Below are 6,050 nucleotides of genomic sequence, written 5' to 3' on the forward strand. Positions count from 1 at the left end.
CATGTTCGACATCCTCATGTATCTGTTTGAGAACTTCATTCATAGCGAAACGGAAATCCGCGTCGATCAGGACGAACTGACGGATGAGTTAATACGCGCTGGCTTTCATCATGATGAAATCTATAAGGCGTTAGCATGGCTGGAGAAACTGGCTGCGCTCCAGGAAACGGATAATAAGCCGTATTTCTGTCAGCGTATATCATCTGGCGTTAGCCGCATTTATACCCAGGAAGAGCAAATGCGTCTGGATGTGGAGTGCCAGGGATTCCTGCTGTTTTTAGAGCAGGTTGGTGTACTCGACGCTTCTACACGTGAAATGGTTATCGACAGAGTGATGGAAATAGACTCTCCTGAGTTCTGTCTTGAAGATTTAAAATGGGTCGTGTTGATGGTGTTATTCAACGTGCCCGGTAAAGAGAATGCGTATGCACAGATGGAAGATCTTCTGTTTGAAGAATCTGATGGTACGCTGCATTAATCAGGAGTAGTACCGGCATGGTCCCCGGGATGCCTCCTGAATTTGTGCTCTAAGGTATCAGGGGTTCATGTCAAAAATAGATCATTCCTTATTCAGTGCTCATGAGCATGCGCTTGAGCACGCCTTCGGTGACTGCCCGGAATGTGGCAGTCATCTTCAAATCCGAAATAGCAAGAGTGGCCCTTTCCTTGGGTGTACGGCTTATCCCGAATGTCATTTCAGTAAGCCGTTACACGATCAACAAACCACAACGTTAAAAGAAATCGCCGGCACGGTGTGTCCCGACTGCGGTAGTACGATGGCCATTAAAAAAGGTCGCTACGGTATGTTTATTGGCTGTACAAATTTTCCTGAATGTCATCATATTGAGCCGGTAAAACAGCAGGAGGACACGCAGATCACTTGTCCCCAATGTAATACCGGACACATCATTGAGCGCACAAATAAATACGGAAAGCGCTTTTATGCGTGCAATCATTATCCTCAATGCAAGTATGTGGTAAATTTCCCGCCCGTTCCGGGTAGCTGTCCAGATTGTGGCTGGGGCCTTTTGATCAATAAAAAAGGCAAAGTGTGCTGCCCGCAAGTTAAATGCGATTATCAGGCAGAGCCCGAAAATGAGTAATGAACAACAGATTGACCCTGTAAAAGAAGCGTTTGAACAGGGAGCGTTAATTGTTTATCCCACCGAAGCGGTAATGGGTATAGGGTGCGACCCTGATAATGAGCTGGCGGTTCACAAACTATTACAACTGAAGCAACGTCCGGTTGAAAAAGGCATGATCCTTATTGCTGATACCTATTCCCGTTTGCTGCCTTACGTTAATGACAATGCTGTTCCTCCTGATCGCAGAGCGCAAATTTTCTCATCATGGCCCGGGCCGAATACCTGGCTTTTGCCGAAGTCCAAAACAGCGCCCGGTTGGATCACAGGTTCTCACGAAAAAATAGCAGTTCGGGTGACAACACATCCGGTAGTGAAAGCATTGTGTGAAAAGCTGGGCAAGCCTCTGGTTTCTACCAGCGCCAATCCTTCCGGTGAAGAACCTGCAAGAACACAGGGTGAAGCAAGAGCATACTTTGCAGACAGTGTTATCTACATTGACGGCGATGTGGGCGGACTGGACAGGCCCAGTACAATCCGGGATTGCGACTCCGGCCGGGTGATCAGAGATTAAAAAATGCAAACAATGAATATTGAAGACACAAACAAGGTAATAGAAAAAGTTAAAGCTTTCCTGCTGGCCTTGCAGGATAACATTTGTCAGACACTGGAGCTGGTTGATGGCAAAGGTCAGTTCGTAGAAGACAGCTGGGAAAGAGAACTGGGGGGCGGTGGCCGCTCAAGAGTGCTTAAAAACGGCGCGGTGATAGAGCAGGGCGGTGTCAATTTCAGTCACGTGTTCGGCGGAGCCATGCCGGCTTCAGCAACTGCATCACGTCCTGAGCTGGCCGGCAGAAGTTTTCAGGCAATGGGGGTGTCTCTGGTTATTCATCCCCACAACCCCTATGTACCTACCTCTCATGCCAATGTGCGTTTTTTTATTGCTGAAAAGCCGGGAGAGACACCCATCTGGTGGTTTGGTGGTGGCTTTGACCTCACGCCGTTCTATCCCTTTAAAGAAGATGTTCAGCACTGGCACGACACCGCTAAAAAGTGCTGTGCTCCTTTTGGTGATGATATTTATGCCAGATATAAGAAATGGTGTGATGACTATTTTTATCTGAAACATCGTGACGAAACCCGTGGCGTTGGCGGTCTCTTTTTTGATGACCTGAATGAATGGGGATTTGATAAAAGCTTCGAATTTATGCAGTCAGTAGGTAATGGCTATCTGGACGCATATGTTCCGGTCGTTGAACGCCGTAAAGGCATGTCTTACTCAGAACGTGAACGCCAATTTCAGCTTTATCGTCGCGGACGTTATGTCGAGTTCAATCTGGTGTATGACCGCGGCACGTTGTTCGGGTTACAAACCGGTGGCCGTACAGAGTCCATTCTGATGTCCATGCCGCCCCTTGCCCGCTGGGAATATGGCTTCGAAGCGCCCGCAGGCAGCGCTGAAGCGAAGCTGGCTAACTGGCTGAAACCCACAGACTGGTAAGCTCTGCCTATCCTGACTATTGATTCAGATCAATGGTCAGGAAGCTGATTTTAAAACCATTTTTTTCTGTTGTTCCAGATCAACATTTTGATTCTCCTGAGGCGTACAGTACGCACATCAACGTTAAACACACGAGAGAATCGAAATGAAAACAACCACTCTGGCTACTGTTATCCTTGCAGCCATCATTGCTGCTCCTGCCGCTCAAGCATATGAAAAAGGCGACTGGGTTGTACGTGGCGGTCTTACAACGGTTGCACCTGACGACGAAACATCCACCATTATTGCCGGTGGTGCAGATTTAGGCGTAGATTTGTCGGTTGATAACGATACCCAACTGGGTCTGAATGTTGCGTATTTTATAACCGACAATATCAATATCGAATTACTCGCAGCGACACCATTCACCCATGACGTCAGTTTTGGTGTGTCTGATCCGCTGGGCACAGGTGATAAGCTGGGAGAAGTGACACACTTACCCCCTACATTAACCGTTAATTACTACTTCAATGATCCCGCGGCAGTGTTCCAGCCTTATATCGGTGCGGGTCTGAACTATACATTCATTTTTGACGAGGAATTTACTTCAGCTAACGGGGATGCAGGACTGACAGATTTAGATCTGGATAACTCCTTTGGTGTTTCTGCACAAATCGGTACGGATTACATGCTGAATAACGACTGGCACATTAATGCGTCAGTAAGGTGGATTGATATTGATACCGAAGCCACCTTCAATGTGGGTGAAGCTCAGGGAAGCGTAAACGATATTCAGATTGATCCCTGGGTTTACACTATTTCTGTAGGTTACACATTCTGAGCATCTGACATTTAGTTTCCATGCGTTTTTCGCACTTGCCTTTTGCCCTCCTTATCCGGAGGGCTTTTTTATTGTTCCGTATTAATCATATGTTCTGCGAGTTGATCCAGTGCTTCCAGTAACTTCTCTGCAAGAGCAATGTCGTGAACCGATTGCAACATTGCCTTTCGCATGCAATACATCCATTGACGCTTCAGTACAGGTGTCACAGCAAAACCAAGGTGTCTGGCACGCAAGCGGGGATGACCAAATTGCTTTTCAAACTCATTGGGACCGCCAAGCCACATGGTTAAATAAAGAAAAAAGACATGTCTTATTCTGTCCATTGGTTGCGGATGTATTGCAAGTAACTCTTCAGCCATAGGATCTTGTTCCATGATGTCATAGAATCGGTTGGCAATAAGTTTTACCGTTTCTTCTCCCCCGATTGCTTCATAGGGTGTGGAGGGGGTTGTGTCTGAAGACGTTTTCTTTGATTTGTTTAATAAGCTAAAGAGACCCATGAAAAAATTCGCTGTATTTGGAAACCCGATTTCTCAGAGTTTATCACCTGCAATTCATCATATGTTTGCTGATTTAACCGGGGAGACCATTCAATATGAAAAGATTGAAGCGCCCATTGAAGGTTTCGAAGATAAAGTTACGAATTTTTTTGCTGATGAGCGGGCTTTGGGATGTAATGTTACAGTCCCGTTCAAGGAAAGAGCGTTCAAATTAAGTGAAGCAAATTGTAATGAAGAGGCGGCAACCGCAAAAGCCGTTAATACCCTGCATAAAGTAGACGGCAGCCTGAATGGTTATACGACTGACGGCATGGGACTGGTTGCGGACTTACTCAGTACAACAGGAACTTTAAGCGGAAAGCGTATTTTACTTATTGGTGCCGGTGGCGCTACCCGCGGTGTAGCAGGGCCATTACTGAGAGAAAATCTGGAATCATTATTTATTGCTAACCGTACTTTTGCCAAAGCACAGGCGATTGTGTCAGATATAGCAAACCCTAAGTTTGAAGCGATAACGGCTGACGAGCTCGTCAGCGTTGAAGCCCATATTATTATTAATTGCACGTCAGCGAGTTTGACGGGCGATCTGCCAGTTGTGTCTGACAGTATGTTCGGTAAATGCGAGTTGGCTTACGACATGGTATACAGTAGTCAGCCAACACGCTTTATGCAGTATGCTGCTGAGAAAGGGGCTGCAGGAACCAAAGACGGATTTGGTATGCTGGTGGAACAGGCAGCTGCAGCATTCACCATCTGGACAGGTAAAAGGCCGGATACTGCCGGTGTTATTCAGAAACTTCGTCCTTAAACGGTAGTTCAGATTCAGTCTTGTGTAAGGTATTCATCTTTCAGCCGGACATAGTTGTCTGCCGAAACCTTAAGAAAGGCCTGTTCACTCTCTTTGAGCGGGCGCTTTTTCACCATTGGATTGCCTACATATAAGTAGCCACTCTCAAGGCGCTTGTTTGGCGGGACTAATGTACCTGCTCCGATAAACACATCATCTTCTACAAGAGCACCATCCATCACAATGGCACCCATACCGACGAGTATACGGTTGCCCAGTGTGCATCCGTGAAGCATGCATTTATGTCCTATCGTTACATCATCACCAATAATTAGTGGGTTACCTTCAGGATTACCGGCAGATTTCCTGGTGACGTGAAGCACTGAACTGTCCTGAACATTTGTGCGGTCGCCTATCTTTATATAATTAACATCGCCTCTGGCTGCAACCAGTGGCCATATACTTGAATCTGATCCTATAGCGATATCTCCGACAAGCACGCTTGAATCATCGATATAACAGTTATCAGCAATAGAAGGGGAAACAGAATTGTACTTTCTGACAGGCATAGTAAAGCTCTCATAATCAATAATAACGGTACTATACCCGTGTGATCGCTCGCTTTATAGGCGTGAAAGTATAAGAAATAAGCGTTCAGATGAATTGTTTCAGTTTTTTGAAAATAACCGTTGACGTGCGAACTGAACTCCCTATAATGCGCACCACTTCGACGGGGAACGTAACTGACAGACACCGCGAAGTGCTTATAGAATAAGGCTTAGAGCTAAATTCAATAAGCAGTTTTCAGAAGCAACTCTTCGAAATTAAATTCAAAAAGTTGTTGACACTGAAAACGAAGCGCGTAGAATGCGCGTCCCGCTTCAGGGAGAAACGCTGAAGCAGCTAGCCGAGGTTAGCAACTGTTCTTTAAAAATTTATAACAAGACAATCTGTGTGGGCACTCGTTAAGAGTGTCAACCGACGATTCATAAAAGTTTTTCGATATATTTAATTGAAGAGTTTGATCATGGCTCAGATTGAACGCTGGCGGCAGGCCTAACACATGCAAGTCGAACGGTAACAGGAATTAGCTTGCTAATTTGCTGACGAGTGGCGGACGGGTGAGTAATGCTTGGGAACTTGCCTTTGGGAGGGGGATAACAGTTGGAAACGACTGCTAATACCGCATAACGTCTACGGACCAAAGGGGGCTTTTAGCTCCTACCTGAAGAGAGGCCCAAGTGAGATTAGCTAGTTGGTGAGGTAAAGGCTCACCAAGGCGACGATCTCTAGCTGTTCTGAGAGGAAGATCAGCCACACTGGGACTGAGACACGGCCCAGACTCCTACGGGAGGCA

Annotated in this window: 8 protein-coding genes and 1 rRNA gene; 7 read left to right on the top strand and 2 right to left on the bottom strand. The window is 46.3% G+C overall.

Annotated features, from left to right (window positions below):
* Position 1 precedes the first annotated feature (1 nt).
* The 5 genes from ACXAGC_RS03350 (at position 2) to ACXAGC_RS03370 (ending at position 3,403) form a co-directional block, all read left to right on the top strand.
* Positions 2-478, top strand: coding sequence for a DUF494 family protein (locus ACXAGC_RS03350; protein ID WP_119499443.1), 477 nt, complete (start codon positions 2-4; stop codon positions 476-478).
* Between the two features lie 67 nt (positions 479-545).
* On the top strand, positions 546-1,103 hold the full coding sequence (locus ACXAGC_RS03355; protein WP_119499444.1) for a DNA topoisomerase family protein: 558 nt from the start codon (positions 546-548) through the stop codon (positions 1,101-1,103).
* Complete coding sequence (gene tsaC / locus ACXAGC_RS03360) at positions 1,096-1,656, top strand: L-threonylcarbamoyladenylate synthase type 1 TsaC (protein WP_474842351.1); 561 nt, start codon at positions 1,096-1,098, stop codon at positions 1,654-1,656. Before ACXAGC_RS03355 ends, tsaC begins: the two co-directional genes overlap by 8 nt.
* Positions 1,657-1,659: 3 nt before the next feature.
* Positions 1,660-2,583, top strand: a complete 924-nt coding sequence (gene hemF, locus ACXAGC_RS03365) for an oxygen-dependent coproporphyrinogen oxidase (protein ID WP_474842353.1) — start codon at positions 1,660-1,662, stop codon at positions 2,581-2,583.
* A gap of 145 nt (positions 2,584-2,728) precedes the next feature.
* Positions 2,729-3,403: an OmpW family outer membrane protein gene (locus ACXAGC_RS03370; RefSeq protein ID WP_474842355.1), complete on the top strand. Its 675-nt coding sequence runs from the start codon at positions 2,729-2,731 to the stop codon at positions 3,401-3,403.
* A 68-nt stretch (positions 3,404-3,471) separates the two neighbouring features.
* Here the strand turns inward: ACXAGC_RS03370 and ACXAGC_RS03375 are convergent, their stop codons facing one another.
* Positions 3,472-3,906 (bottom strand): group II truncated hemoglobin, encoded by a 435-nt coding sequence (locus ACXAGC_RS03375; protein ID WP_474842357.1) that lies wholly within the window; start codon positions 3,904-3,906, stop codon positions 3,472-3,474.
* Between ACXAGC_RS03375 and aroE the strand changes: the two genes are divergently transcribed.
* The gene (aroE, locus tag ACXAGC_RS03380; RefSeq protein ID WP_474842359.1) at positions 3,905-4,714 is read left to right on the top strand and encodes a shikimate dehydrogenase; all 810 of its coding nucleotides are present in this window, start codon (positions 3,905-3,907) and stop codon (positions 4,712-4,714) included. The two genes, ACXAGC_RS03375 and aroE, sit on opposite strands and share 2 nt — an antisense overlap.
* A gap of 14 nt (positions 4,715-4,728) precedes the next feature.
* Here aroE and ACXAGC_RS03385 read toward each other — a convergent pair whose 3' ends face one another.
* On the bottom strand, positions 4,729-5,262 hold the full coding sequence (locus ACXAGC_RS03385) for a gamma carbonic anhydrase family protein (protein ID WP_474842361.1): 534 nt from the start codon (positions 5,260-5,262) through the stop codon (positions 4,729-4,731).
* Positions 5,263-5,702: 440 nt separating this feature from the next.
* On the opposite strand from ACXAGC_RS03385, the gene ACXAGC_RS03390 reads away from it, so the two are divergent.
* Positions 5,703-6,050: ribosomal RNA gene (locus ACXAGC_RS03390) — 16S ribosomal RNA — on the top strand; the annotation flags it as partial.

It is taken from the genome of Alteromonas sp. AWJ4_197, assembly GCF_056160285.1.